The following is a 25,467-nucleotide window of genomic DNA, read 5'->3' on the forward strand; positions in this document are numbered from 1 at the left end:
TCATTGTGGTTCACCCGGGTCGACTACGCCGAAGTCTCTTGTGGTGCAACAGATTCGGGCAACTGCTCGATGCCGAGCGCCGCTTCGATCTCTTCCAGCGCCTCGCCGGTGTACACCGCCAGCCGCTGCACGTGCGGTACGGACTTGCTGCATGCGGTGAAACTGATGACGGCCTTGCCGGCGTAACTCGACATCGTCACATTCAGCGCTTGGCCGTGAAAGAGCACCGATGGACCGTAGATTTCTTCCACCTGGGCGCCGTTGAAGTACAGCGGCTCGACAGGTCCGGGCACATTCGAGATGACCAGGTTGGCGGGCGGGCGGCCGATCCCGCCGAGGCCGGCGATCAGCAGCGCCATCTGCGGCCCCATCAGCAGCAGCGTGAACGGCGTGACCGCGGACGGCGGCAGCGTCTGATGGAAACCCTTGGCGGCGATGGTGGATCGATGCACCGCCTGCAGGCGGACGACCGGATCGCTGATGTCGGTGCGCAACCGAGCGAAAATGAAGGCCAGTGCGTTCCCCGTGGTCGCCGCATTCAGCTCGCGCATGTTCACCGGAATCTGGCCGACGATCGGACCGTCTGGCACCGCATCCAATTCCCACAGGTATCGCTGCAACGCGCCGCCGAACGCCGTCAAGAAAACGTCGTTCACGGTGACATTCGCGGTCTTCGCGACGCGCTTGAAGCGCGCCAGATCGTAATGCTGCGTGGCGAATCTGCGCTGATCGCAGATTCGATGATTGAACAGTGCCGTTGCCGCCTGAAACGGCCGAGTCAGATCGCCGGTGCGATCCGCACGGACCGCGAGCGCCATATCCACCAGCGCCCGCCCCGCCACCGCAACGGAGCCGATTGCGCGACCGAATCTTTCGACAGCACCGAACCTGCCCCACGCCGACACCGTGCTCGCGGCCGTTTGGGTGGCGATGGGCCGCCGCGAGGGACCATTGCCCCGGATACCCGCACTCCACGGCGGCAACAAGTCACGAGCGTCGGGGTCGGTCGAGAAGATCCGGCCTATGAGCCGGGCGGTCGCGACACCGTCCAACTGTCCATGGTGAAACTTGAGGTAGACCGCGAAGCGGCCGTGTTCGAGCCCTTCGATGACATGGCATTCCCACAGCGGCCGACGGCGGTCCAACGGAAGCGAATGCAGATGGGAGACGAGCACTCCCAGCTCCCGTTGACCGCCCGGAGCGGGCAATGCGATGTGCCGCAGGTGGTAGTCCAGGTCGATAGCCTGGTCAGGAACCGTTTCCCAGCACGGGATCGGCTTCTTGCGCAACACGGTATTGAATGGTGGGGCGAAGGCTTCACTCGCGCGCCACTGCGCGACCAGGTCTCCCACATAGGTGGCCGGTGCCCCCGCCGGCGGTGAAAGGATGATCAGCGGACCGAAATGCGCAGGCGCATCGCCCCTTTCCACGAAGAACCATGCGGCATCAAAAAGGTTCAGGAAGGTTTTCGTCATCTACCTGTTCTCACTTGACTGGAACGGATGGATGGCGTTCGTCATTGAATGCCCTTGCTGTGAAACCGTGGACCCGACCCCCAATCCCCCAGCAAATCTAATGTACTTTAGAATCTTGGCTCACATACAGTAATCGCGCGACATGTGGCGCTCTACACAGCGGCCCGGCCGATCAGGCAGCACCCGCGTGCGGGTACGCACGAAAAAGGGGTGGCCCCAACGGGACCACCCCTTTCACCGCGGACCGACCGCGACCACGCTCAGCTCCGCGATCGGCGTGCCGAGGACGATTTCGGCGCCTCCGGAGCACCGCTGATCCGTGCGTCATAGCCACTTCGCGCCGACTTGTCGAAGGCGAGGAAAGTGGTGTCCGCGTCGAGCAGGTGGTTCATGACATCCCGGATCCTGCGGCCGAACACCGGCTGCAGCCGGGCGATCGGTCCGAGGATCCCCGGCAGATAGACGTCCGGCTTGCGCGCCGCGATCGCTCCGACGATGCCTTCGGCGACCTCCTCGGGCTCGAGGTTGCGAACGAACTTCGTACCCCGTGTGCCCGCGATCAACTCGGTGTTCGTGAAAGAAGGCAGAACACAGGTGAACGACACACCGGACTTCGCGAATTCGACCCGTGCGGTCTCGGTCATCGAGATCACCGCCGCCTTGCTGGCGCCGTAACTCAGACCTCCCGGAATCGGCGCGGTGCCCGCCATGGAGGAAACATTGACGATATGACCCGAGCCGCGCGCGATCATGCCGGGCAGCGCCGCCCGCATCCCGATCATGGGCCCCGCCACGTTGATGTCCAGCACTCGCTTGGACAGCGAGGTCGACTCTTCGAGGAAGGGGCCGATAGGCATGATGCCGGCGTTGTTGATCAGGATGTCGAGCGGACCGAAGCGCTCCTCGGCCTTCGCGAGAAAGGCGACGAACGACTGCTCGTCGGTGATGTCGACCCGGACGGGTTCGACGTCCGGCCCGATCTCGGCGGCGGCCTTCACGACGGCGTCACCGTCGATGTCACCGATTACCACCTTGGCGCCACGGCGGTGCAGCGCCTTCGCAGTAGCCAAGCCGATGCCGCGCGCCGCGCCGGTGATGGCGACGACGCGACCTTCGATCCGACGAGTCAATTGCGATTCGTTCATTCCCTACCTACCTCATTGGAGGTCGTGATCGACCAGCTGTGACAGTCATTATATTGGAATCTAAATTAAATTCTAGTCCTGATCGATCGGAATCGGTCAGGCATACCGCCACAGGTCGCGGCACGGCAACGGCCGCAGCCCTCGGCGCATTTCGGTCCACCAGCACGCGATAGCCGCGCGTGATCATCGCCTCGGCAAAGTGGCCGGCCTCCGCGGCCGTGGTCGCATACTCGAGCCGCATCTCCCCCGCCGTGCAGTCGAACCGGATCTCGACGCGACGGAGTTGCTGGCGCACCAGACGCACCGTCGATGCTCGACGTCCATTGCGCATCCCGCTGACCTCCTACTACGCCAGGGGCGCCTGCGGCAGGCCACGCGGCGTCCGACTCGGGTCATGAACCCGCAACCGGTGCGGCGGCACGGGCGGCGGCGAAGGCGAGGGCTTCCTCCCAGCTCGCCTTCTTCGTCAGCAGGCCACGGTATTTCATGATGACGTTCTGAGCGTTCAGGGTGAGCGCTCCGGCGAGCCGGTCGCCCTCGCGGTACAGCGCAACCCAGCGTCCGCCAGAGTCCGGGTCACCCTCCACGACCTTGATCTCGTCGGCGGTCGGCACGCCCACGAACTGAATCCGGCTGTCGTACCAGTCGGACCAGAAGTACGGCACGGTCTGATAGGGCTTGGCGGATTCGGGGTCCAAAGCGTTGCGCGCTGCGAGCGCACCCTGCTCGGCCGCGCTCGTCCAGTGTTCGAGCCGCATCAGGCGGTCGAAGAGCGGGTTGTGCCACCGCGCGACGTCACCCGCGGCGTACACACCGTCGACTCCGGTCCACAGCGTCTCGTCGCAGACCACGCCATTGTCCAGGTGGAGTCCAGAGCCCTCGAGCCAGCCGGTCGCCGGAATCGCACCGATGCCCACGACGACCAGATCCGCTTCGATGGCCGTGCCGTCACTCAGCCGTACGCGCTCGACGCAGCCCTCGCCTTCCAGACCCGTCACACCGATACCGCAGCGCAGCGGGGTGCCGTTCCGCTCGTGCAGGGCCGCACAGGCCTCGCCCATCCGCTCGCCCACCGCCCGGACCAGCGGAGTCGGCAGCGCCTCGAGAATCGTGACGTCCAGGCCGCGCTTGCGCGCACCGGCGGCCACCTCCGAACCGATGAATCCCGCACCGACAACGACCGTGCGCGCACCGGCATCCAGGGCCCGCCGGATCGCGATCGCGTCATCGAGGGTCCGCAGCGCATGGACGCCGCTCAAGCCCTCCGCGCCGGGCAGCATCCGCGCGTCGGCACCGGTCGCGATCACGAGCGCATCGTAGGAGACGGCGCGGTCGCCGATCAGGACCCGCTTGCCTTCGGTATCCAAACCCGTTGCCGGCGCACCGAGTACGAGCTCGACGCCGAGTTCGCCACGCAGGACATCTTCGTCGCGGAAGACGGTCGACGCGGGCCCCTCACCGTCGGGCAGTTGCTCCAAGTACGCCTTCGACAGCGGCGGACGGTCGTAGGGCAGATGCGCTTCGGCCCCGATGAGGGTGATGCCGCCCCCGAAACCCGCTTTGCGGGCGGCTTCCACCGCCCGCAGCCCGGCGAGGGACGCTCCGACTACGACGAGGTTTTCCTGGGACACTCGGTCACCTTCCCGCTCGATACGACTTTAATCGAGATTAAATTAGATTATGAGCGCCAGTCAACCGGTAAACCGCAGTCCGAGGCCCCGCGTCGGCGACTGCTACCCGGTTGCCCACGGTCGTATCCTTGATCCACCAACGAAGACCGTGTCAAGGACGATTCATGAGCACCGTCGACGATCCGGCGAGCACCCAGCGGCGCCCGGCACTCGGAATCGAAGCGGAATTGGACGCCGAAGGGTTCGAAGGCGCCGAGTTGATCGGTCGTGGCGGATTCGGCACCGTGTATCGCTGCCTGGAGCGGGCACTGGACCGGCAGGTTGCCATCAAGGTCCTCCGAGTCGGCCCACGCCCGGGCGATATCGACCGATTCCTGCGTGAACAGCGCACTCTCGGTAAGCTGTCCGGGCATCCCAATATCGTCACGGTCCTGCATGCCGACGTCACCGCGACCGGTCGGCCGTTTCTCGTGATGCCGTACCACTCACGCGGATCGCTGGCCGAGATTCTCCGAACCCGCGGACCACTCCCCCTCACGGACGGACTCCGACTGGGCGTCAAGCTCGCGGGCGCACTGGAGACGGCACACCGCAACGGGATACTGCACCGTGACGTCAAGCCCGGAAACGTCCTCGTCACCGACTACGGGGAACCCCAGCTGTGCGACTTCGGCATCGCCCACGTCACCGGCGGATTCGAAACCGGCACCGGCGAAGTGACCGGCTCCCCTGCCTTCACCGCGCCGGAAGTGCTGTCGGGGAGAACATCGACGGTGCAATCCGACATCTACAGCCTGGGCGCCACTCTGTTCACCGCGCTCACCTGCCACGCGGCCTTCGAACGGCTCGAGGGCGAAGACCTGGTGGCGCAGTTCGTGCGGATCGGACGGGAAGGCCCGCCGAGGGCACCCGAGATTCCGGACGAGGCGGCCGTGCTCATCTCCGCGGCGATGGCCCCGCGTCCCGAGGACAGGCCGAGCTCGGCACGTGAGTTCGGTGAGTCCCTGCGAGAGCTTCAGCGCCGCTACGGATTACCGGTCGACGACATGGGCCTGCCCGAGAGCGGCAATGGCTCGGCGCTGCCGTCGACTGCTACCGCCACCCTGGACCCGGTGTCGCGCCGGTATCACCGCAGCATCTCGTTCCCGACGCCGGCGACCCGGTTCCGCCCACCACACCCCCCTGACATCCTGGTGCGCCGGCCACGGCTGGTCGAGCTCGCCGAGCTGCACGCCCGTAAGCGGCTGACCCTCATCCATGCTGCGGCTGGCTTCGGAAAGAGCAGTGTCGCAACCCAATTGGCGGAACAACTGCATTATGACGGGGTTCGGGTCGCGTGGTTGGCGGCCGACGTGGACGACGACAATCCCGTCATTTTCTGCGCACATCTGCTCGAAGCACTGGGCCGGGCCGACCCGGGCCTGGGGGCCGAACTGCGGCTCGTCCTCGAAGAAGCCGGTACGGGCGCGGAGCGGTTCGTGCTCGGTTCCCTGATCAATGAAATCCACGAGCGGAAACAGCAGATGGCCATCGTCGTCGAGGACTGGCATCTGGTGACCAGCGATACGACCCGCTCCGCATTGCGGTTCCTGCCCGACAAGGGCTGCCACCACCTGCAATGGATCATGACGAGCCGCACCAGGTCCGGACTTCCGCTCGGCACCCTGCGCGTGCGTGGCGAGCTGGTCGAAATCGACTCCGCCGCACTGCGTTTCAGCGAAGAGGAGGCACACGCACTCCTGCAGCACTACGACGACGTGGAGATCGGTTCCGAGGACGCGGCGCGCATCTCGGCCGCCACCGAAGGCTGGGTCGCCGGCCTACAGCTGGCCGGGCTGTCCCTGCGTCACGGGACCACTCCCGACACGCTGCTCACCGAGCTCTCCGGCCGTCATCACGCCATCGGCGAGTTCCTCACCGAGAACGTACTCGACACGCTCGATCCGCGACTCGTGGAGTTCATGATGGCCACCTCGATCACCCGGCGCGTTTGCGGCAGTCTCACGAATGCGCTGACCGGCGGCGACCGTGGTCAGGCGCTGCTCGAAGACATCGAGGAGCGCGACCTGTTCCTGCGGCGGGTGGACGAGGACGGCCGGTGGTTCCGGTACTACCGCCTGTACGCCGACTTTCTGCGGCAGCGGCTGGAACGCGATCAGCCCCAGCGCATTCCGGTCCTGCACCGGGCGGCCGCCGGCTGGTTCGCCGAACATGAGATGGTCAGCGACGCCGTGACCCACGCCCTGGCCGCAGGCGCTGACGAGTGGGCCGCCGAACTGGTCGAGAACGCCGGAATCGCACTGCTCGAGCAGGGGCAGATGGCCCGTTTGCTCGCACTCACCGAGGAGCTGCCCACCGGAGCGGCCGCCACACGCCCGCGCCTACAGCTCGTGATCGCCCTGGCCAACCTCACCCTGCGCAAAGCGGCGGCCGCGCGCGCTGCCTTGGATCGCCTCCACGCCATAGCGGATGCCCCGGGGTACGACCCGGCCGTCGCCACGGACCTGCGTGCGCACGGACGGTTGATCGAGGCGGTCGCGGCGGTACTCGCCGATCGAACCGAGGGGGTTGCCGAACTGATCGCTCCCGCCCTGACGCATCCGGAAGCCTTCGAGCCGTGGTATCCGGCCGGAGCCGCGGTCGCCGAGGCGTTCCTCGCGCTCACCCGCTCGGATTACGCAGCGGCCCGAGCCTGTCGAGAACGCGCAGCCGGATACCTCGAGAACGCGAAGGGACCGTTCACCGAAACCTACGCGTACTGTCTCAGCGGCATTGCGGCGCACGAACAGCTTGACCTCGACGCCGCCGACTACTACCTGCACAAGGCCTACCAGGTCGCGATGCGCGGACGTTCGACCCCCCGGTATGGCAGCCCGGCTGGCCGGGGCGCTGCTCGGCGACCTCCTGTACGAGCGCGATGAACTCGACGAAGCCGAAAGACTCCTCGATGCGGCCTTCGAACCTGCGCCGACGGCAGGGTCGGTCGACTTCATGATCGCCGTCTACGTCACCGGAGCGAAAGCCAAAGCAGCGCGGCACAACCTGACCGAGGCTCGAGCACGGCTCGACGCCGGTTCGCGGCTGGCCCACGATCAGTCGTTCCCGCGGCTGGCAGCCGCCATCGTGAGTGAGCGAATCCGACTGGGACTGGAGGACACCACGGAAGCGGACGCTGCTACAACTGTCTCAGTGTCGGCGGACGGGGAACAGTCCGGAACAGCAGCGCTCACTCGTGACATCGTCCGCGCCAATGCAATCCGGCGGGCCCTGATCGCGCCCGATGCCGGAGCGCCGCCTGTCACCGAGGCCAGATCCTTGGTCGAATCGCTGGCCGAACGGGGCCGTCAGCACGCGCTGATCACCGCGGAAGTTCTGCTCGCCAAGTGCCTATGGGCGGCCGGGCAGCACGACTCGGCCCAACAGTTGCTGTCCCGCAACGCAACTCGTTGCACCGAGCTCGGAATCCTGCGGTTGATTCGAGACGAGGACGTGTCGCCGATACTCCCGGCGATCCAGTCCGCGCCGCATTGATGTCCTGGTGAGCTCACGCGGTGCGCGGCAGTTAGCCCGTCCGTTGTCCTGTTTCCAACAGCCGCTGGGCAACTCGGGCACGCGACTCGCGAGCCGGCCGTGGAAGCCGGCCACCGCATCGAAGGTCTCGACACCATGGACGCGAGTTGTCTGCATGCACGACAGGTCGTCCATGCCCGGCGGGGCGACCAGACCTCCACTTGCGTTCGAGGCCGCGGAGCGTCAGCGGCCTGTCCTAGACTCTCCCTGGTGACGAGGTTGTCGAATCGAAGTTCGAAAGATGCGCCTGCACCCGCGGCAGTGAGCGGCAAGGGACGTCGGCGCCGCACCGACGTGCTGAACGCGTTGACCGAACTGCTGCAGTCACATCGCCTGGCCGATATCGAGGTGCAGGACATCGCGCGCCAGACGGGTATCAGCCGTTCCAACTTCTACTTCTATTTCCCGACGAAAGGCGCAGCGGTCGCCGCGCTCATCGCAGATATCCGGCACAACCTTCGAGCCGTCGCGGTGGACTGGTACAGCCGGGACGATCTGCCCGATGACGAGCGGATCCGCCGCGGCATGCGCGCCACGGTCGAGTACTGGCGAGCCCACGCGCGACTGATCGCGGCGATGTTCGAAGCGGTTCGAGAAGATCCCGAGGTTCGCCAGGTCTGGCAGGAGACGATCGATGAGCTCATCGCGGGTGCGAGCGAACGTATCGCGCGCGATGACAACACATACCCGGACCTCCAGCCCGCAGCACTGGCCGCGGTTCTGGTCGATATGACAGCACGAGCCATGGAACGTGACGTCACCGCCATCGTCGACTGCGGTAGACCGCTTCCCGAGATCGAAGCAGCGTTGGTCCACGTGTGGCTGTCCAGCACCACGCCCACCGAGAAAAATTCGACGCGCGTCTAATTTTTTCTATACAAGAGTAAAAACTGTCGCTACGCTTCGTGTAACCCCCAACACGAACGTGAGGTACCCCGATGCGCGCCACACTCTCTGCGACCAAAGACATCCTCCTCGGCCTCTCCCCATGGGTACCGAACCAGAACGGCTACGGACTCGATTCGCTGACGCCCCAGGAGCTGACGGCCGCGCTGGCAAACGACACGCCCGGGGCGAAGATCGAATCCCTGCGGGTCGAGATCGACTCGCGCGGTACAACCGACCGGGCACGATTGCACCTGACCTGGAACGAAGCCGGCCGCCGCGCCGGGTTGCCCGCATCCGCGTTCGCGAAGGGCACCTCGACCAAGCCGGTCTCGCGCATCATCGTCTCCGGATTCGGCTGCCACACTTATGAATCGCGCTTCTTTACTCAGATTCAGCCGAGCCTGTCCGACCTGACCATCGCACCGTTCGTCAGCCGCGCCGGAATCGGCGGGCGCTACGTGATCGCCTTCGAGGACCTCGCACTGCGCGGCGATGTCACCTTCTACAACGCCGACGACGAGGCGACCAAGGAGCACGCCGAGGGCGTCATCGACCTGCTCGCCACCCTGCACGGCCGCTTCTGGCGGTCCCCGCGGTTCCAGACCGACCTCTCCTGGCTCGAAACCTATTCCCGCAGGCCGGGTTACCCGTTCATGCAGCGTTTCTTCAGCTGGAGCGAGAACCGGTTCATGAAGCAGGACCGGGTTGTGCCCGATCCCGTCCGGCGCCTCACCAAGAACTACGTACAGAACCAGCCGGCGCTCGTGAAGGTCTGGGAATCGATGCCACAGACCCTCTGCCACGGCGACTGCCACCTCGGCAACACCTTCTCCAACCCCGATGGCACCGCCGGCATCTACGACTGGCAGGTCTTCCACAAGATGAACGGCCTGCGCGACTTCGCGTACTTCATGATGCACTCCATCCCGACCGAATTGCGCCGCGCGGAGGAACATAACCTGCTCCGGCGCTATCTCCACGGCCTGGCCGAGGCGGGCGCGGGCAGCGAGGCACCGAGCTTCGACGAGGCCTTCGACACCTACCGTCTCCTCACCGTCGACGGCTGGATCGCGATCGTCTTCACCCTGGCGGCCGGTGGCATGCAGCCTGACGATCGCATGGAGGTCACTGCGAAGCGCGCCATCAACAGCCTCCTGGACCTCGATGTCGAGCGGGCCCTCGCGGCCGCCCTATAACAGCTCACTTCACTGTCGGCCTACCCAGGTTCGGGCGGGTAGACCACTCGCGGCCGCCGTCCGGAGTAGGGTTGACGCCTTCGAATAAATTAATCTAACTTTGATTTAAGTCACATTGGTTGGGATGCAGACGAGAAGAATCCATCTGTGAGCTGCCCCAAGGCCAACCCCTCGCCTTCAGGAGACCCGATGCTCACCGATACGAAGAAACGCATCCTCGACGCGTGTTCGATTACCGGACTGGTGACCCTGCTCGCCAGCCTGGTCGGTTGGCTGATCGCCGACGTGCTCCCGCTGCCACTCGGGCCGTCGCACAGCACCCAACGCGTAGTCGACTTCTACTCCGACGGCGGCACTCTGCGGATGACCGGCTTCGTGATCGCCCAGCTCGGAATCGCATTCACGATTCCGCTGGTCGCCGTGATCACGATCCATCTGCTCCGGGTGGAGGGCCGAATTCCCATTCTGGCGTTCGTGCAGATGGTCGCGGGCACCGTGGCGGCGATACTGCTCATTATTCCGATGATGCTGTTCGCGATCATCGCGTTCCGCCCCAACGCCCTCGAACCGTCGACGATCCGCTTCCTGAACGATATGGCCTGGTTGTTGTTTCTCACGCCGATCGTGCCGTTCATGATTCAGAACATCTCCATCGGTGTCTGCGTACTCACCAACGAGCAGACGGTCTTCCCCCGGTGGGTCGGCTACGCCAACTTCTGGATCGCGCTCTCGTTCGTCCCGGATATCCTGGCCTACTTCTTCTTCTCGGGTCCGCTCGCTTGGAACGGCGTCCTCATCTTCTGGCTGGCTCTGACGACATACGCCATCTTCCTGGTGATGATGTCGGTGATGACGATGCGCGCCAATCGCCAATTGGCTGCTCCTTCGGCGGCCCCCGTCCCCGATACGGCCCAGGTATGACATTCTCCCAGACTCCCCGGACCGACCACTGGTCCACGCTTTCCGATCCCTGGCCGCGCGCGTTCGAATGGATCGAGCGCACCATGGCCGGCGAAGTGGTTTCCTTTCGTCGGCAGGCTCATTGGCGACCCACCTGGTTCATCGACGTCTGCGCGGACGGGCAGCTACACCACGCCTACTTCCGTTGTCAGCGTGAAGAGAACCTCCCCCGGGTAGCAGGCTTTCCGTCGAACGCGAGTACCGCATCATGCGGGCGCTGCAGGACAACGGCGTGAAAGTCCCTCAGGTGTACGGATTCTGCCCGGATCCCGAAGGCATTCTCATGGCATCGATACCCGGCCGCGACAGATTCGGCGCTGAGGACCCGCACGAACTGCGTGACCGCGTGCTGATGGACTACATCGAGGAACTCGTCCGAGCCCATGCGATCGACCCGGCAACGTTCGAAAGTGCCGGGCTCTACCGCCCGAGCGCGCGCGAGAGATCGGTCTGATGGGATTCGAGCTGTCGGAGAAGTGGTATCGAACAGTCAAGCCCGGACCGGATCCGATCAACGAGTACATCGTCGGCTGGATTCACCGTAACGTCCCCAGCGGGCGCGATCGGCTCGTGTGGACGCACTTCGACGCCGGACAGTTCCTGCATCACGATGGCCGTATGACTGCACTGATGGATGTCGAATTCGCCTGTCTCGGTGATTCACTCGCCGACCTCGGCGCCATGCGGATGCGCGACACCGCTCAGCCGATCGGAGACCTCACGCAGGCCTACCATCATTACGCGCAGATGACCGGCGGGCGGGTCGATCGCCACGTCGTCAATTTCCACGCAGTGCGCTTCGCGCTGCTGACGTCCTTGCTGTCGGTCGGGACCCGATCGGACCCGGTACCGGAATTCGATCTGGCGCAATGGGAGTCCTGGTCGTTGCTGTCTCAGCGACTGTGCCTGGAGATCATTGCCGAGGAAATGGGAATCGAACTCGAGACCGAAGGGGACCTGCCGATCCCGGCACCGTCGCGCCGCCGACCATGGATCCTGTCATCCGAGCGAGTTCTCACCGACGTGCTGGCCGATCTGCCAGAGCAAGATCATCTCTCGTATCGGCTCCGGATCGCACGTGATCTGACCGCCGCAACACTGCGCGCCGATGAAATCGCGCTCGAGGTGGAAGAGAGACCGCACCGACGAAGAGCTGCTGCTCGGCCACCGGCCATCCTCCTGGCAAGAAGCCGATCGGCTGCTGGAGTTGGCGATTCTCGAAACGGGCGAGGATCAGGAGGGCCGCCTGCTCCGCTTCCTTCACCGCCGGCTCCGACGCCAACAGATGATGCTCGATCCAGCGATGCGTGACGTCCGCGGATTCATAGTGCAACGTATCGACTGGGATCGCGTCGGCTGATTCCGCAGCTGCCGCAACCGAAAGGAAGCCTTCCATGACGACACCTCACCCGACCGACACGGGATTCGCTGCAGCGTACTCACAGGCATGGACCACGGATCCCGAAAGCCTCCTGCAGTTCTTCGCTCTGGACGGAACATATACCGACGTCGCGATGGACACGACGTATGAGGGGCGCGAGGCCATCGGCAAGTTCCACCGGTACATGCTCGAGTTCGCACCCGACTCGGCAATCGTGTTCGGCGACACCTATGCTGCCGTGGGCCGTCTTTACTCCGAATGGGTCTGGAGCGGAACGTTTTCCGGTCCCCTTCGTCTCCGCTCAGGCAAGCTGATCGACGCCGCCGGAACCCGATTCAGCGTCCCCGGCATCGCCGCATGCACCTATAACCGCGACGGACTCCTGACGACCCACCGCGACTTCTGGGATCTCGGCACCGTCTTGGACCAGACCTCGGTCCCCATCGGTTGAGACCGAAGCGAGCGGCGGCGGCAGGCTTTCGGCCGGTTCCCGCCCCCACCTCATCTAGCGGGAGCACAAGGGATGCCCTTCGATCCCGCTGTCAAACGACGTTCACACCGTCCAGAAATCGGATGGCGTAGTCCGCGTCACCTCGGATTCGCACGCTGCGGTCGCGCCACGGAGCGCGACCGGTCGCCCATTCCGGGAATTCATCGGCCCGCCCTTCGACAGTTGCGGCAGCCGCACCACCGGCACGGCCCGTGCCCACCATGCCATCGGGATGAACCCGCCAGACGCCGCCACCTGGGCCACCCAGCACGATATCGAGCGGGTAAGAAAACCAATGGGTTTCGGCGGATTTGAGTTGGTTGCTCAATACCGCGAACATCCAGTCGAGCACACCGGCCATTCGGGCCGGGTCGGTATCCGGGATCCGGCGATCCAATGCCGGAGCGATGTCGAATCGCAGATGGGTGTGGTGGTCGAACAGCATCGCACCGGACAACAACATTCCAGCCGGGAAACGGCCCAGTTCGCCGAGAGGCAACGGCAGCCGGCCCCGGGGTGTACCGGCCAGTGCTGTCGAGACGACCACCAAACACCGGCTCCACATCTTGTAGTCGGCGAACACACGCGCTGATGGCCACTCGCGGCGCTGATCGACGAATAGGTCATTGGTCCGCTCGATGTCGTCAGTGCGCATGATGGTCAGCAGTGCCGGAGTGAAGACTGCCCGGCAGCCGGAACCCAGATGCGCCACCACGTCCTGGACCCGCCAGCTCGCCGCCCGGCTCGGGACCCGCCACTCAGCCTCGTCGAGTTCGCCGCAGAAGCGCACCATGTCAGCGCGTTCACGGCGCAAGGCGGCTGCCAGTTCAGACCTTTTCATAGTCGGAATCCTCTAGTTCCGCATCCCGCATTCAGGGCAGGTCCGGTCCTGCAGGCAAGTCACTCGAAAGAGAAAAGAGCCGGTTAGGCCGTAGGCGCTTGGATCACCCCGCCCACGGCCTACCCGATTGTGGCGCGATCGATTGCGGATTGGATTCAACCGATCGCGACCGTCTGGCCTGTTCGAGAACAGTGACCTCAACATCGGCGTCGGCGAGAATTCGCCCGCCGCGGCCCCCGCCGGTCCTGCTCCGATGACAACGACTCGCGGACGTTTGCCGTTTCCGAATTGTCAAAACCGGCCTTCCGAGAGGGATTACAGATCGATCGGTGCGGTCGATAGTGGCGAGCATGGCGAACAGGCCGTGGGCACACGGATCACCCTGCCCACGGCCTGTTCGATTGCGCCGCAATGGATGCGGTTGGGAACTTATCCATCGCGGCGGTCCCGAAAACGCACGGTCCACTGGATCACGGCGGACCGTGCGCCGAGTCCTGTGGCTACGCCCTCACCGGGAACTGGTCGCGGATCTTGTCGACAACGATCTTGGCGGTTTCCGCGCACGCGGTGGTGCCGCCGTTCCCGTACTCCTTCACCGCGTCGCCCACATTCCACAGGTTCGCGATCGGCGTGGTATTGGGCAGGTCGAAGCCTGCGACCGCCCGCTGCGGCGGCCAGCCGTCGCGGGTGACGTTGATCGACAGGATGCGCGCGTCGTCGAAGCCGGGGACCTGATCGCGCAGATCATCCAGCAGCAGTTGGGTTTCGGCGGCCTCGTCGAAATCGCCGACAGCGGGCTTGGGGACGGCGGTGCCCTGGTAGAGGTGCCAGCCTTCCGGCGCCATTTCCGGGCAGACATCGGTGAAGTTGGCGACGTAGCAGAGTCGGCGGGTCTGGGCGAAGCTGGTCATGCCCGGGGCCTTCACCAGCGGGCGCTGACTGGCGAAGTTCACCGAGATCATGGCGCAGGGCCGGTTGGCCTTGTCGACCTGCGCGAGGTAGTCGGCGGGTAGGTTGTCCCGGCCCACCAGGTCCAGGGTGGCGAACGGACCGACGTCGCTGACGGTGAAACGCGCTGTCACGTCGATGTTCTCACCGCCACGCGCGATGGTCGCGCCGGTGACGCGGCCGTCGGTCAGGGTCAGCGCTGTCACCTCACTGTTGAGCCAGACCGCACCGCCGCTGTTCTCCACCACCTCGGCGAGGGACTTCCACACGCCGATGGTGCCGTCGGGGCAGTACCCGAACTTCTTGAAGGCGCTCTTCCGAGTGAAGTAGGTGAGGAACACGCGGGCCGGCAGTTCCTCGGAACCGACGGCGAACACCGATCCGCACATGTTGCGGAAGATCCCGTGCACCGACTCGTTCTTCGTGTACTTGGCGACCCACTCGGCGGTCGACAGCTCGTCCTCGGGCATGCCGCTGTCGTTGCGCGCCGCACCAAGACCCTGCACCAGCTTCGCACCCTGGCGGGTGAGCTTGGACAGCAGGAACCCCCAGCCACCACCGGTGACGTCCACGTCCTTGCCACCGATGCGGTACAGGATGGGCGGTTCCGGCTTGCGGACATCGAACTTCGCGCCGACCTCGTCGAAGGTCTCCTCGGTGATGCCACCGAGTTCGATGACGATGGCGCCGTTGTTGACCTTGAAGCCGTCGATGTCATCGGTGGACGCGCGGCCGCCGACCTTGTCCAGTCGTTCGACGACCAGGGTTTTGTAGCCCAGGTGTGACAGGCGCGCCGCGGCGAACAATCCGCCCGCGCCCGCGCCGATAACCAGTGCGTCCCAGTTGTTTTCGGTCATGTTCAATCCTCGATTCAGCCGAGCGGGTTCGCGCCGGGCTCCGCGCCCGACATGTCGGTGATCTGGCTCCACTGCGCCGCGACCTCGTCGATACTCGGCGGGGCGGCGAAGACGGCTCCCTTGTTCTGGAACTGCTGCACGCGGTAGACCCGGCCACCACCGGCGACGACAACCGTTGCGGTGTCCTCGCATTCGTCACTCATCAGGTAGCCCACGACACCGGCCACATGGGCGGGCGGGAGCTTGTCGAGCATCTCCTTGGGCGCGATGTCCTCGGTCATGCGGGTGGCGGCCAACGGAGCGATCGCGTTCGCGAGGATGTTGTTCCGGCCGCCCTCGATCGCGAGGGTGTTGATCAGACCGACGAGACCGAGCTTCGCGGCACCGTAGTTCGCCTGGCCGAAGTTGCCGAACAGACCGCTGGTGGACGCCGCGACGACGATCCGGCCGTGGTTCTGCTCACGGAAGTACGGCCAGGCGGCCCGGGTGACGAAGTAGCCACCCCACAGGTGCACCCGCTGCACCGATTCCCAGTTGTCGGCGGTCATCTTCGCGAACGAGCCGTCGCGCAGGATGCCCGCGTTGTGGATGACGCCATGGACGGTCCCGAAGTTGTCGACGGCGGTCTTCATCAGGCTCGCCGCGCCTTCCTCGGTGGCGATGTTGTCGTAGTTGGCCACCGCGGTGCCCCCGGCGTCGCGAATCTCCTGGACGACGGCATCGGCCATCGAGGTTCCGGAACCGGAACCGTCACGGGCACCGCCGAGGTCGTTCACCACGACCAGAGCACCCTCATTGGCGAGCAGCAACGCGTATTCACGGCCGAGACCGCCACCGGCGCCGGTGACGACGATGACGCGATCGGTTACTCCGGGCATTAGTGTTGTCTCCCTTGACTTTCCAGAGTTGATGTCAGTACGACGCAGGCAGCTTCAGGCTGGTCTGCGCGACGAAGTTGAGGACCATCTCGCGGCTCACCGGCGCGGTCTTGAGCAGGCGCGCGGAGAACCAGAGCTCGGCCAAGCCGTACTCCAGCGACAGGCCGTTGCCACCGTGAGTCTGGATGGCCTGGTCGAGCGCCTTCAGCGACGCGTCGGCGGCCGAGAACTTGGCGATATTGGCCGCCTCCGCAGCGGGCAGCCCGGCGTCGAACAGCTCCGCGGCACGGTAGGCCGCCATACGGGCGAGTTCGACCGCGATGTGCGCCTCCGCGAGAGGATGCGAAATACCTTGGTGCGCACCGATCGGCACCGACCACACCTTGCGGTTCTGGGCGTAGGACACGGCCTTGGTGATCGCGTAGCGACCGATGCCGGTGCTGATGCCCGATGCGAGAATGCGCTCGGGGTTCAGCCCTGCGAACACCTGCCGTAGCCCGTTGCCCGCTTCGCCGATCAACGCCTCCGGACCGACCCGGACCTCATCGAAGAACACGGTGAACTGGTGGTCGGGCGAGACGACCGCCGTCGGCAGCGGCTGCAGCGTGACTCCGGGAGTGTCGGTGGGAACCACGAACATCGACAGCGGCGATCGCGAAGTGCCCACGAACTCCGGATCACGAGTGATGAGCAGGATCGCTTCGCACTCGTCGATCGCGGAGATGAAGTACTTGCCCCCGGAGATCACCCAGTCTTCGCCGTCGCGGCGCGCGGTCGTGCTGACATTGTGGCTGTTGGAACCGGCGTCGGGCTCGGTCAGGCCAAAGGCCATCTTGCGGCTGCCGTCGGCGAGGCCGGGCAGCCATTCGGTCTTCATCCGCTCCGAGCCGTGCGCCGCCAGGATCGACCCGCAGATCGCGGGCGAGACGACTGCGAGCAGCAGCGGAAAGCCGTGCGCGGCGAGTTCTTCGATCACGATGAGCATCTCGGACAGACCGGCGCCACCTCCGCCGTACTCTTCGGGTAGATGCACCCCGAGCAGACCCGCCTGGCCCAGGTCACGCCACAGTTCGTCGACCTTGGCCCCGGAGCGGGAGCGCTCCAGGAAGTATTCCTGACCGTACTTGGCGGCGAGTTTGCCGACGCTCTCGCGCAGCAGCGCCCGTTCGTCGGTATCGATAATGAAGGCGGACAACGGTTTATCTCACTTTCCGGTGAAGGTCGGCTGCTGTTTGGCGAGGAAGCTCCCGATCGCATCGGCCGCGTCGGCTGTGTGGGCGACGCGGCGCAGCGCCTCTGTCTCCTCGGACAGCGCGTGATCGAGAGTGGCTGTCCAGGAGTTGTGCAGCAGCCTGCGCATCTCGCCGTAGCCACAAGTGGCGCCCGCCGCCAATCGGCGCACGGTTGCCTCGGCTTCGGAAGCGAGCTTGTCGGCGGGCACAACTCGGTTGATCAGGCCCCAGTCAGCAGCGGTATGGGCGTCGACGACGCGGTCTTCGAACAACATTTCGGTGGCGCGCCGGATGCCGATGAATTTCGGCAGATACCAGGTGTTCCCGGAATCGGCGGTGATGCCGATCCGCCCGAAGCCGGTCGCGAACTTGGTTCCGGCCGCAGCGATCGTGATGTCGGCCGGGTAGAGGAAGCCCAGCGCCCCGCCCGCGCACGCACCGTGCACGGCCGTCACGATCGGCACCCGGACGCGGGCGAGCAGCCGAATGGCCTCGTGCATGGGTATCGCCATCCGAGTAAGGGTGTCCGGCAGGTTCTCCGCACCGTCGGAGAACGCCGAGATGTCGCCTCCGACACTGAACACCGGTCCATTCCCGGTGATCAGCACCGCGCGCAGGCCCTCCTCATTGGAGATCCAGGTGGCCAGCTCGAGCAGCGCCTCCCCCATCGCCTTGTCGAGGGCATTGCGCGCTTCGGGCCGATCCAGCCTGATGTAGGCGATGTTGTCCACGACCTGATAGGCGATCAACGCCTCACCTCCTTTTCGAATTTAATGTAAATTAGGAAACGGTGCTTGGTCAAGCCCCGAACGAGCGGTGTGACCGCCGGCGCGACTACGTCAGCCCAGTTCGGACCCGAGAACGGCGACGAACGACACACAGGCGCCCGGGCGGCCTCCGAGGTTGTGCGTAAGAGCCAATCGCGGATCACGGATCTGACGTTCCCCGGCCTGTCCGCGGAATTGCAGCCAGCATTCATAGAGCATGCGCAGTCCACTCGCACCCACAGGGTGACCGAACGACTTCAGGCCGCCATCCGGATTCACCGGGAGTCGTCCCCCCAGATCGAAATCGCCTGCGACGCTGTCCTTCCATGCCTGGCCGCGATCCGTGAAGCCGAGGTCCTCCATCAGAACGAGCTCCGTGGGCGTGAAGCAGTCATGGACTTCGGCGAAGGAGATCTGGGTCCGAGGCTCGGTGATTCCGGCCTGTGCATAGGCGTCCTCGGCACTGGCGACCACCTCCGGGAAGGTCGTGAAATCGTAGTCCGGATCAACCGCACCGCGACCCGGCCCGGCCGTGAGCGAAAGCCCCTTCACATAGAGAGGGGTATCGGTGTATTTCAGCGCATCCTCGGCACGGACGATCACCGCACACGCCGCACCGTCGGAGACCCCGGAGCAGTCGAAGACACCCAGCCGTCCCGCGACCAGCGGAGCTCCTTCGATCTTCTGCTTCGCCACCTCGGATCTGAACTGCGCCTTGGGATTCAGTGCGCCATTGTGATGGTTCTTCCAAGCCACATGGGTCATGGCCTCCCGCATGTCCGCTGGGTCCACGCCGTATTTGGCGCAATACGCGGGGTCGAGGAGGGAGAACGCCGCCGGGGCACCGAAGGACAGTTCGGAGGCCGTTCCGTCGCTGGGCGCGTCGCCACGCAGCAGGCCCGAGAAGCCGGAATCCTTGAGCTTCTCCACACCGATGGCGACGACCTGATCGTAGGCACCCGACGCAACGGCGTAGCAGGCGTTGCGGAACGCCTCCGAGCCGCTGGCGCAGTAGTTCTCGACGCGCGTAACCGGCGTGTAGTCCAAGCCCAGCGGCTTGCTGACGGTCAATCCGCTCTGGCCGCTGCCCAGCGTGCCGAGCCAGTAGGCGTCGATGCTCGAACGGTCGAGTTCGGGATTGCCGGTGAAGCATTCGTCCATCGCCTCGAGCAGCAGATCGTCCGCCGAGCTCTCCCAGCGTTCACCGAAGCGCGTGCAGCCCATGCCGACGATCGCTACCTTGTCGCGAATACCGTTGCTGCTCATAGCTGTTGCGCCTTCCAGAAGTAGTTGTGGATGCCACCCGCACTGTTCAGGCGCCGGAAGGTGGTGCGCACCCGTGAGCCCACAGCGAGTCGGTCCACATCGGCGTCGGCGACTTCGAGGGTGTACCGGCCGCCGCCGTCGAAGTCGACCACCGCGCCCACCACCGGCGGGGCCGGCGAGAAGGACTGCCGGTCAACGGTGAAGCTGGTGACGGTGCCTTCGCTGCGTGCCACCGAAATCGGCGTCATCGCGTCGATAGCGCCGCAACGCTTACAGACCCGGGCCGGCGGTAGATGAACCAGGCCGCATCCCGCGCAGGCTGTGCCGGTGAAGGAGAACTTCCACGCTGCGGTGCGAGCCGATGGCGGCGCGGCTGCTCGATCCGGTTCGGGTCGGCCCGGCGGCTCCCGGTCGAGCAGACCCCGCCAGTTCAGGTAGGTGGTGTAGGGCACGTTTTTGCCTGCCGCGAGCTGCTCGGCGACCGGAACCGGCTGTCGCGCTTCGGTTATGCGGTCGGTGACCCGCAGGACGAGAGCGTCGCACCCGTCCGCGGCCGACAGGACCAGGATCGTCTCCCCCGGCTCGGCCTGATCGAGAACGGATGCCAGCGCCAGCCCCACATCGGCGGCGCCCGCGTGCCCGATGGGCGAATTCCGGGTGGAAAGTTTGCCGGCTACCGAGGTCGCGGACCGCTTGGCGAAGCTGGTGTTGGGCGAAACCAGGACGACATGGTCAGCTTCGCTGAGTGCCGCCCGGTCCAGCGCAGCTGCCGCGGCACGCTCGAGCAGCAGCTGGTAGCGGGAGATACCGAACCGCTCCTCCCACTGCTCTCCGGTCGCCGATCGCGGGTCACGCCAGCGATCGAGGAACTCGGCGGTGACGGACGCCTGAGCAATGACTTCGGCGATCGGTTCGTCGCCGAACAGGAAGGCCGCAGCACCGTCGCCGCCGCCACGTTCGTCAGCCGACCCGGGACGTCCGACCCTCATATCCGCCAGCACCGCCAGGCCACTGCACCCTGATGCCGCGCGCAGAGCGGCGATGCCATTGCGTGCGGCCCCGGCCAGGTCAGCCGCGAAGAGCGCGGCGGGCAGGCCGAGTGCGGCGTGGATCGCTGTCGCGTTGGTCTTATCGGCATACGCCGGCGTGGTGGTCGCGAAATGCAGTCCCGCCGACATCGACGCCGGGACCGCATCCCATTCGAGGTCCGCCAGCGCGGTCATCGCCGCAGCGACACCCATGGTGGTGCTGTCCTCGTCGAAGGCCGCCGCCACACGAACACCTTTGCCCGCGTTGGTGTTCAGCGTCGCGCCGATGTCCGCCAGCGACACGCGATGCGAGGGAAGATAGGTGCCGTAGCGGGTAATTCCATACTGTGTCATCAGGGTGCCTCGAAGAGTGCCGCCATGCCCTGGCCACCACCGATGCACATCGATTCCAGGGCGTATCGTCCACCGCGCCTGCGCAATTCGTGCAGCATGGTGGTGAGTATCCGAACGCCGGTCGCGCCGATGGGATGGCCGAGCGAGATGCCGGATCCGTTGACATTGAGTCGTTCGTGGTCGTCGAAGCCCCAGCCTTTCAGCACCGCCAGGACCTGCACGGCGAAGGCCTCGTTGAGTTCGACGAGATCGATGTTGTCGAAGGTGTGGCCGGTGCGCTGGAAGAGTTTCTCGACTGCGGGCACCGGGCCGATTCCCATCTCGGAGGGTTCGCAGCCGGCGGCGGACCAGCCGACGAGGTAACCGAGCGGCTCGAGCCCGAGTTCGTCGAGTTTGTCCTCGGCGACGACCAGGCAGGCCGCCGCCGCGTCGTTCTGCTGGCTCGAGTTGCCCGCGGTCACGGTGCCGTCGCGCATGATGGTGCGCAGTTTCGCGAGTGATTCCGGTGTGGAGTCGGCGCGGATGCCTTCGTCGCGGACGAATTCGATCTGGTCGCCCTTTCGCTGCGGTATGGGTACCGGCACCACCTCGTCGGCGAACTTGCCCGATTCCCATGCCGCGGTTGCCTTCTGGTGGCTTCGTGCCGCGAATTCATCGGCGGCTTCGCGTGTGATCGCGTACCGCTGCGCTAGGTTCTCGGCGGTCTCGATCATGCCGCTGATGTGGCCGAAGCGCTCGACCGGCTGGGAGCGTTCCCGTCCTCGATCGAGTCGGTCGTAGAAGGCGACGTTGCCCGACCGCGAGCCCCAGCGCATGTCCTGGGTGTAGTACTCGATGTTGCTCATGCTCTCGACGCCACCGGCGAGAACCACGTCGGCGGCGCCTGTCTGCACCATCATCGCGGCGGTCACGACGGCCTGCAGCCCACCACCGCAACGGCGGTCGGTCTGGAATCCGGGCACCTCGATAGGCAGGCCGGCAGCGAGTGCGGCCCAGCGGCCGATGCAGGGTGCTTCGGAGTTCGCGTACGACTGAGCGAATGCGACGTCGTCGATGCGCGCCGGGTCGATGCCGGAGCGCTCCACGACCGCCTTGATGATGTGGGCGGCCAGGTCCTCGGCGGGGACCGGTCGCAGTGTACCGCCGAAGGTTCCCACGGGGGTACGCAGTGGGCTGACGATCGCCGCTCTCTTCATGATTTCACCTCTGTGCTCACTTTCACTGTGCCGCTGTGGTTTCGGGCCGCGACATCGATTACGCGGAGGTCACCACCGGCTCGCTACCGCGCGCAGAATCTCGCGCTGGTCGGGCTGCGCGATCGCCAGCATCCGCTCGCGCCGCTCGGACAGCGGCAGGCCGCGCAGATCGGCGATGCCGAATTCGGTGACCACGATGCCCGCGTCACTACGCGCGATGCTGACCGGCCCGGACAGCCGGTCCACGATCCGGCTGCGCGAGCCTGCCGTCGACGGGAGTGCGATGATCGGCAGGCCGCCGTCCGAGCGCGCGGCAGCACGCAGGAACTCCCCGCCACCGCCGACCGCTCCGACATAGCGCCCGCCCGCGACCTCGGCGTTGACCTGCCCGGTCAGATCGACCTCGATGGCGGAGTTGATCGCGACGAAACGGTGTTGTGCCGCAAGTCGTTCCGGATCGTGGGTGTAGCCGATCGGCCGTAGCGACACGGCCGGGTTGTCGTGTGCGTACTCGAACAACCGACGGGTCCCGATCAGCACCGCCGCCACGGAGACCCCGCGGTCGGTCGTCTTGCGGGCGTTGGTCACCACGCCTTTGTCGATCAGTTCGACCGCGGCGTCGGAGAGGATGCCGGAGTGGATCCCGAGGTCGTTGCGCACGCCGAGGGCGCCGAGCACGGCCTCCGGCACCGACCCGATGCCGAATTGCAGGGTGGCACCGTCGGGGACGATGCTCGCGACATGCGCGCCGATGGCCGTCATTTCCGGTGTCGGCGGCGCGGCCGGACTCTCCGCCACCGGACGGGAAGTGCGGACCACGATGTCGATCTCCTGATCGGTCAGATGCCGGGCGCCGGGTGTGGCGGGCACCTGATCATTGACCTCGGCGATGACGATCCGCGCACCATCGATGGCCGCGGTGAGATAGTCGTCGGCCAGCCCGAGGCTGTAGCGCCCGCGCGTGTCCGGCGGTGCGCACTGCACTAGGACGACGTCGGCACGCGAGACGAAGTCCGGCAGCGTCGAGTAGTGACCGGGGTACACCTCGAGCGACCCCGTCGCGGCCAGTGCCCGATTGCTGCCGGTGCCGCAGTAGCTGACGAACCGAATGTGGTCGGCGTGTTCGGGTTTCACCGTCGCGGCGGCAGGGATGCCGATGAAACAGGTGATTCCGCCGAGGCCCGCTCGTTGCTCGAGCAGGCGCTCGGTCAGCGCCACCGGTTCGGCGCAGGACTGCCCCCAGACGACGAAGTCTCCCGGCCGGATGACGGTGCGAAAGTCGATCTCCGGTAGGCGAACCACCCGTGGCGGCCTGGCATCCGGCATCTCAGTCCTCCCGCCAGCGGTCGGCGGACGGGTCGAGCAGACGCTGCATGTGGCCCTCGGTGAGCCACACGATCGTCTCCAGTTCGAGGGCGTCCAGGAACCGGACGCGGCCGGACTTCAAGTCCTCCAGCCGCAGACGTGGCCCGTTCGCGGTGTCGTCGATGGCGACCCGCACCTGAGCGAATTCACTGTGCACGACACCGAGTTCACGGCTGGTGCCGGCATCCGATCCTGTCCTGTCCATCTGCTGTCCCCTCAGATCAGGAAGCCCATGCTGGGCACGGCTTCCGCACTGTTGACGAGCATGACGGTCTTGCGGACCAGCTTCAGCTCGCCGTCGACGCGGCGCACCACGTAGGTGTAGCGACCCGCCCAGGTGTGCAGGCCGCGTGGCTTCGACTCGTACAGCACGAAATTCGCACCCAGTGTGATGTCGTCACCCTCGACGCCGAGGAGTTCGATGTTCGAGATCGTGCGGCGCAGATTCGACGGCGGCGACTGCGCGTACCGCTTGCCGGTACGCAGCTGTTGCAGCCGGGTGGAGATGCGACGACGGTTGTCGTACATGATCGACACATGCCGCTCCGGGTCGTAGCCGCCGCCGTCGACGGGCACCCAGTACAGCGCGTCGTCGGTCCACAGGGCCTCCCACGAGTCGTAGTCGTGTTCGTCGGCGAGGCGGGCCTCGCGGTAGATGAACTGCTCGAGTTCGCGCAGATCGATTTCGGTCAGGGCAGTCATCACGCCTCCATCAGATTCTTGTAGTGCAGCCAGAACGCCCGCATCGCGGTCTCGTCCGTGGCTCCGCCGATGCGGAAACCGTTGTCGTCCAACGATTCCCGGATCAAGCCGCGGCTCAGGTCGAGCCATTCGGGCAGCAGCTGCTCCACGCCGACCTGATTGCGCTCGTACATCTCCGTGTCGTCGGCGAGCAGCATGCCGGCCGGGCCAACCGAGCCGATGGACTGCGACAGCATCCGCTTGTTCAGCTCGTCCGCGCCGTCCAGCTGCACCGAGGTGGCGAACTGGATGCATTCGGTGGCCGAAATCGGCTGGATGTTGAACACCTGGATCTCGGCAATGAACAGGTTCGGGAAGATCATCACGTGGGGCGCGCCCTCGATCATGATCTCCTCGGCCGCTTCGCCGTGGACCTCCCGCATCTTCGCCACGTACTCCGGCACGCGGTCGGCGGTGGTGCCGAACCAGCGCATGGGCTCGGCGAACTTGCGGAATTCCGGGCGCAGATCGTTCTCGCTGTGGCCGTTGCCGAGTGCGCGAGTGACAGCCGTGGAGCTGTCGCTGTACAGCGGGCCGATGGTGGAGCCGGTCACCGAGAAGATCGAGCCGTGCACGAACTGCGGGTGGTAACCATCGGTTTCGTTCTCCGCCAGCAGCTTCCAGTTGGCGTGCGTGCGGTGCTTGAGCCAGCCGTTGTCCAGACGCACCTTGCCGGTGGGCGAGAGCCGGACCAGCCGGTCGATCTCACCCGCGGCGGCGCCGAGATGCTCCAGCAGCGGCGGCACGTCGGCATTGAAGCTGCCGAATACGAAGCCGTGGTAGCTCTCCACCCGCGGCACCACGCCGAGGCCGAGGTTCAGCTTGCCCTTGCCGCCATACCCCTTGTTGTAGGGGTAGCCGAGCATGTCACCGGTGTTGCTGTAGGTCCAGCCGTGATACGGGCACCGGAACGAGCTGGAATTGCCCCGCTGTTCGTCGCACACCAGGTTGCCACGGTGCGCGCACCGGTTGGTGACCAGATGCACCTCGCCGGCGCGGTCGCGGGTCATGATGATGTCCTGCGGACCGATATTCTTGCGCACATAGTCGTTCGGTTCGGGCACTTCGGACTCATGCCCGACGAAAACCCAGCCGCCGTACCAGATCCGCTCGAGCTCGTCGGCGAACACGGCCGGATCGGTGTACAAGGACCCGTGCACCCGCTGCGGGTGGATGAGCCTCGAATAGTCCACTCGCGGTGCCTGATTCGCGACCGGTCCGGTCTCGCAGGCCGCGTCGGGGTCGCAGATCGAATGGT

22 protein-coding genes and 1 pseudogene are annotated in these 25,467 nt (G+C 65.6%); 8 read left to right on the forward strand and 15 right to left on the reverse strand.

Annotation, left to right across the window (positions count from 1 at the left end):
* Positions 1–23: 23 nt before the first annotated feature.
* The 3 genes from ON33_RS33225 to ON33_RS33235 form a co-directional block, all read right to left on the reverse strand.
* Positions 24–1,475: a WS/DGAT/MGAT family O-acyltransferase gene (locus ON33_RS33225; RefSeq protein WP_040863116.1), complete on the reverse strand. Its 1,452-nt coding sequence runs from the start codon at positions 1,473–1,475 to the stop codon at positions 24–26.
* A 260-nt stretch (positions 1,476–1,735) separates the two neighbouring features.
* Entirely contained in the window at positions 1,736–2,605 is an 870-nt protein-coding gene (locus tag ON33_RS33230; RefSeq protein ID WP_245550988.1) for an SDR family oxidoreductase, read from the reverse strand.
* A 407-nt stretch (positions 2,606–3,012) separates the two neighbouring features.
* Positions 3,013–4,251, reverse strand: coding sequence for an NAD(P)/FAD-dependent oxidoreductase (locus ON33_RS33235; protein WP_040863118.1), 1,239 nt, complete (start codon positions 4,249–4,251; stop codon positions 3,013–3,015).
* Positions 4,252–4,415: 164 nt separating this feature from the next.
* Between ON33_RS33235 and ON33_RS33240 the strand changes: the two genes are divergently transcribed.
* The 8 genes and pseudogenes from ON33_RS33240 to ON33_RS33270 all read left to right on the forward strand — a co-directional run bounded on the left by ON33_RS33240 (position 4,416) and on the right by ON33_RS33270 (position 12,697).
* On the forward strand, positions 4,416–7,172 hold the full coding sequence (locus ON33_RS33240; protein ID WP_051153280.1) for a serine/threonine-protein kinase: 2,757 nt from the start codon (positions 4,416–4,418) through the stop codon (positions 7,170–7,172).
* Positions 7,117–7,782: a hypothetical protein gene (locus ON33_RS38800; RefSeq protein WP_051153281.1), complete on the forward strand. Its 666-nt coding sequence runs from the start codon at positions 7,117–7,119 to the stop codon at positions 7,780–7,782. Before ON33_RS33240 ends, ON33_RS38800 begins: the two co-directional genes overlap by 56 nt.
* A 300-nt stretch (positions 7,783–8,082) precedes the next feature.
* The gene (locus tag ON33_RS38805; RefSeq protein WP_051153282.1) at positions 8,083–8,688 is read left to right on the forward strand and encodes a TetR/AcrR family transcriptional regulator; all 606 of its coding nucleotides are present in this window, start codon (positions 8,083–8,085) and stop codon (positions 8,686–8,688) included.
* A 71-nt stretch (positions 8,689–8,759) separates the two neighbouring features.
* Positions 8,760–9,905, forward strand: a complete 1,146-nt coding sequence (locus ON33_RS33250; RefSeq protein ID WP_040863119.1) for a phosphotransferase — start codon at positions 8,760–8,762, stop codon at positions 9,903–9,905.
* 189 nt (positions 9,906–10,094) lie between these two features.
* Positions 10,095–10,826 carry a hypothetical protein gene (locus tag ON33_RS33255; protein WP_245550990.1) on the forward strand — a complete coding sequence of 244 codons (732 nt, stop codon included), beginning with the start codon at positions 10,095–10,097 and terminating at the stop codon, positions 10,824–10,826.
* Between the two features lie 214 nt (positions 10,827–11,040).
* A pseudogene (locus tag ON33_RS33260) lies at positions 11,041–11,319 on the forward strand (phosphotransferase); the annotation flags it as partial.
* The gene (locus ON33_RS41910) at positions 11,319–12,176 is read left to right on the forward strand and encodes a protein kinase family protein (protein WP_157184851.1); all 858 of its coding nucleotides are present in this window, start codon (positions 11,319–11,321) and stop codon (positions 12,174–12,176) included. The pseudogene ON33_RS33260 and the gene ON33_RS41910, both read left to right, overlap by 1 nt.
* 83 nt (positions 12,177–12,259) lie before the next feature.
* Positions 12,260–12,697 (forward strand): nuclear transport factor 2 family protein, encoded by a 438-nt coding sequence (locus tag ON33_RS33270; protein WP_040863122.1) that lies wholly within the window; start codon positions 12,260–12,262, stop codon positions 12,695–12,697.
* Between the two features lie 91 nt (positions 12,698–12,788).
* On the opposite strand, the gene ON33_RS33275 is transcribed toward ON33_RS33270, so the two are convergent.
* The 12 genes from ON33_RS33275 to ON33_RS33330 all read right to left on the reverse strand — a co-directional run bounded on the left by ON33_RS33275 (position 12,789) and on the right by ON33_RS33330 (position 25,402).
* Positions 12,789–13,577, reverse strand: coding sequence for a maleylpyruvate isomerase N-terminal domain-containing protein (locus tag ON33_RS33275; RefSeq protein WP_040863123.1), 789 nt, complete (start codon positions 13,575–13,577; stop codon positions 12,789–12,791).
* Between the two features lie 500 nt (positions 13,578–14,077).
* On the reverse strand, positions 14,078–15,382 hold the full coding sequence (locus ON33_RS33280; RefSeq protein WP_040863124.1) for a phytoene desaturase family protein: 1,305 nt from the start codon (positions 15,380–15,382) through the stop codon (positions 14,078–14,080).
* 14 nt (positions 15,383–15,396) lie between these two features.
* The gene (locus tag ON33_RS33285; protein WP_040863125.1) at positions 15,397–16,260 is read right to left on the reverse strand and encodes an SDR family NAD(P)-dependent oxidoreductase; all 864 of its coding nucleotides are present in this window, start codon (positions 16,258–16,260) and stop codon (positions 15,397–15,399) included.
* A 34-nt stretch (positions 16,261–16,294) separates the two neighbouring features.
* Positions 16,295–17,455: an acyl-CoA dehydrogenase family protein gene (locus tag ON33_RS33290; RefSeq protein WP_040863126.1), complete on the reverse strand. Its 1,161-nt coding sequence runs from the start codon at positions 17,453–17,455 to the stop codon at positions 16,295–16,297.
* Positions 17,456–17,464: 9 nt separating this feature from the next.
* Positions 17,465–18,241: an enoyl-CoA hydratase/isomerase family protein gene (locus ON33_RS33295; RefSeq protein WP_051153283.1), complete on the reverse strand. Its 777-nt coding sequence runs from the start codon at positions 18,239–18,241 to the stop codon at positions 17,465–17,467.
* Between the two features lie 90 nt (positions 18,242–18,331).
* Positions 18,332–19,525 carry an acetyl-CoA acetyltransferase gene (locus ON33_RS33300; protein ID WP_040863127.1) on the reverse strand — a complete coding sequence of 398 codons (1,194 nt, stop codon included), beginning with the start codon at positions 19,523–19,525 and terminating at the stop codon, positions 18,332–18,334.
* On the reverse strand, positions 19,522–20,907 hold the full coding sequence (locus ON33_RS33305; protein WP_040863128.1) for an OB-fold domain-containing protein: 1,386 nt from the start codon (positions 20,905–20,907) through the stop codon (positions 19,522–19,524). The genes ON33_RS33300 and ON33_RS33305 overlap by 4 nt, the downstream gene beginning before the upstream one ends.
* The gene (locus ON33_RS33310; protein WP_040863129.1) at positions 20,907–22,103 is read right to left on the reverse strand and encodes an acetyl-CoA C-acetyltransferase; all 1,197 of its coding nucleotides are present in this window, start codon (positions 22,101–22,103) and stop codon (positions 20,907–20,909) included. Before ON33_RS33310 ends, ON33_RS33305 begins: the two co-directional genes overlap by 1 nt.
* Before the next feature lie 69 nt (positions 22,104–22,172).
* The gene (locus ON33_RS33315) at positions 22,173–23,429 is read right to left on the reverse strand and encodes an acetyl-CoA hydrolase/transferase family protein (protein ID WP_040863130.1); all 1,257 of its coding nucleotides are present in this window, start codon (positions 23,427–23,429) and stop codon (positions 22,173–22,175) included.
* 1 nt (position 23,430) lies between these two features.
* Positions 23,431–23,673, reverse strand: coding sequence for a hypothetical protein (locus ON33_RS33320; RefSeq protein WP_051153284.1), 243 nt, complete (start codon positions 23,671–23,673; stop codon positions 23,431–23,433).
* An 11-nt stretch (positions 23,674–23,684) separates the two neighbouring features.
* Entirely contained in the window at positions 23,685–24,170 is a 486-nt protein-coding gene (locus ON33_RS33325) for an aromatic-ring-hydroxylating dioxygenase subunit beta (protein WP_040863132.1), read from the reverse strand.
* On the reverse strand, positions 24,170–25,402 hold the full coding sequence (locus ON33_RS33330) for an aromatic ring-hydroxylating oxygenase subunit alpha (RefSeq protein WP_040863169.1): 1,233 nt from the start codon (positions 25,400–25,402) through the stop codon (positions 24,170–24,172). Before ON33_RS33330 ends, ON33_RS33325 begins: the two co-directional genes overlap by 1 nt.
* Positions 25,403–25,467 lie beyond the last annotated feature (65 nt).

The sequence above is a fragment of the Nocardia niigatensis NBRC 100131 genome (assembly GCF_000308655.1).
Classification (GTDB): domain Bacteria; phylum Actinomycetota; class Actinomycetes; order Mycobacteriales; family Mycobacteriaceae; genus Nocardia; species Nocardia niigatensis.

What these genes read in the sequence shown, in the direction of transcription:
- ON33_RS33320 (WP_051153284.1), bottom strand. Translation starts at nt 23,673, where the DNA reads ATGGACAGGACAGGATCGGATGCCGGCACCAGCCGTGAACTCGGTGTC.
- ON33_RS33310 (WP_040863129.1), bottom strand. Translation starts at nt 22,103, where the DNA reads ATGAAGAGAGCGGCGATCGTCAGCCCACTGCGTACCCCCGTGGGAACC.
- ON33_RS33300 (WP_040863127.1), bottom strand. Translation starts at nt 19,525, where the DNA reads ATGAGCAGCAACGGTATTCGCGACAAGGTAGCGATCGTCGGCATGGGC.
- ON33_RS33240 (WP_051153280.1), top strand. Translation starts at nt 4,416, where the DNA reads ATGAGCACCGTCGACGATCCGGCGAGCACCCAGCGGCGCCCGGCACTC.
- ON33_RS33280 (WP_040863124.1), bottom strand. Translation starts at nt 15,382, where the DNA reads ATGACCGAAAACAACTGGGACGCACTGGTTATCGGCGCGGGCGCGGGC.
- ON33_RS33305 (WP_040863128.1), bottom strand. Translation starts at nt 20,907, where the DNA reads ATGACACAGTATGGAATTACCCGCTACGGCACCTATCTTCCCTCGCAT.
- ON33_RS33270 (WP_040863122.1), top strand. Translation starts at nt 12,260, where the DNA reads ATGACGACACCTCACCCGACCGACACGGGATTCGCTGCAGCGTACTCA.
- ON33_RS38800 (WP_051153281.1), top strand. Translation starts at nt 7,117, where the DNA reads ATGGCAGCCCGGCTGGCCGGGGCGCTGCTCGGCGACCTCCTGTACGAG.
- ON33_RS33275 (WP_040863123.1), bottom strand. Translation starts at nt 13,577, where the DNA reads ATGAAAAGGTCTGAACTGGCAGCCGCCTTGCGCCGTGAACGCGCTGAC.
- ON33_RS33225 (WP_040863116.1), bottom strand. Translation starts at nt 1,475, where the DNA reads ATGACGAAAACCTTCCTGAACCTTTTTGATGCCGCATGGTTCTTCGTG.
- ON33_RS33285 (WP_040863125.1), bottom strand. Translation starts at nt 16,260, where the DNA reads ATGCCCGGAGTAACCGATCGCGTCATCGTCGTCACCGGCGCCGGTGGC.
- ON33_RS33250 (WP_040863119.1), top strand. Translation starts at nt 8,760, where the DNA reads ATGCGCGCCACACTCTCTGCGACCAAAGACATCCTCCTCGGCCTCTCC.
- ON33_RS33315 (WP_040863130.1), bottom strand. Translation starts at nt 23,429, where the DNA reads ATGCCGGATGCCAGGCCGCCACGGGTGGTTCGCCTACCGGAGATCGAC.
- ON33_RS33325 (WP_040863132.1), bottom strand. Translation starts at nt 24,170, where the DNA reads ATGACTGCCCTGACCGAAATCGATCTGCGCGAACTCGAGCAGTTCATC.
- ON33_RS33255 (WP_245550990.1), top strand. Translation starts at nt 10,095, where the DNA reads ATGCTCACCGATACGAAGAAACGCATCCTCGACGCGTGTTCGATTACC.
- ON33_RS41910 (WP_157184851.1), top strand. Translation starts at nt 11,319, where the DNA reads ATGGGATTCGAGCTGTCGGAGAAGTGGTATCGAACAGTCAAGCCCGGA.